The organism is Streptomyces sp. NPDC127092, assembly GCF_042722475.1.
Classification (GTDB): Bacteria; Actinomycetota; Actinomycetes; order Streptomycetales; family Streptomycetaceae; genus Streptomyces.
Genome location: NZ_JBHXFE010000420.1, coordinates 1 through 768, shown reverse-complemented (window position 1 = coordinate 768; position 768 = coordinate 1). Strand labels below are relative to the sequence as shown.

At 68.1% G+C, this 768-nt stretch carries 1 pseudogene; it reads right to left on the bottom strand.

Annotated features, from left to right (window positions below):
• Positions 1-768: pseudogene (locus ACFWJO_RS40960) on the bottom strand (DNA polymerase III subunit alpha); the annotation flags it as partial.

Here is a 768-nt window from a genome sequence, read left to right as displayed (position 1 = left end):
CAGCAGCTCGTAGGCCGCCGGGTCGTCCACGTCGAGGGTCTCCAGGTCCAGGTCCACGCCCTGGTTCGCCTTCACGTTCTCGAGCGCGTCCGAGATGATCGTGAGGTTGCGCAGCCCCAGGAAGTCCATCTTGATCAGGCCCAGGGACTCCGCCATCGGGTAGTCGAACTGCGTGATGACCTGGCCGTCCTGCAGGCGGCGCATGATCGGGATGACGTCGATCACCGGCACCGAGGACATGATCACGCCGGCCGCGTGCACGCCCCACTGCCGCTTCAGGCCCTCGAGGCCCTTGGCGGTCTCGAAGACCTCCTTCGCCACCGGGTCCGTGGCGATCAGCTCGCGGAAGGGCGCGGCCTCCCCGTAGCGCGGGGCCGCGGGGTCCTCGATGTCCTTGAGCGGGATGTCCTTGGCCATCACCGCCGGCGGCAGCGCCTTGGTGAGGGACTCGCCCATCGAGAAGGGCTGGTCCATCACGCGGGCCGAGTCCTTCAGGGCCTGCTTGGTCTTGATGGTGCCGTACGTGACGATCATGGTGACGCGCTCGTCGCCGTACTTGCGGGTGACGTAGTCGATCACCTCGGAGCGACGGCGGTCGTCGAAGTCGACGTCGAAGTCGGGCATGGACACGCGGTCCGGGTTGAGGAACCGCTCGAAGATCAGCCCGTGCTTGAGCGGGTCCAGGTCCGTGATGCGCAGCGCGTACGCCACCATCGATCCGGCGCCCGAGCCGCGGCCCGGGCCCACCCGGATGCCGTTCTCCTTGGC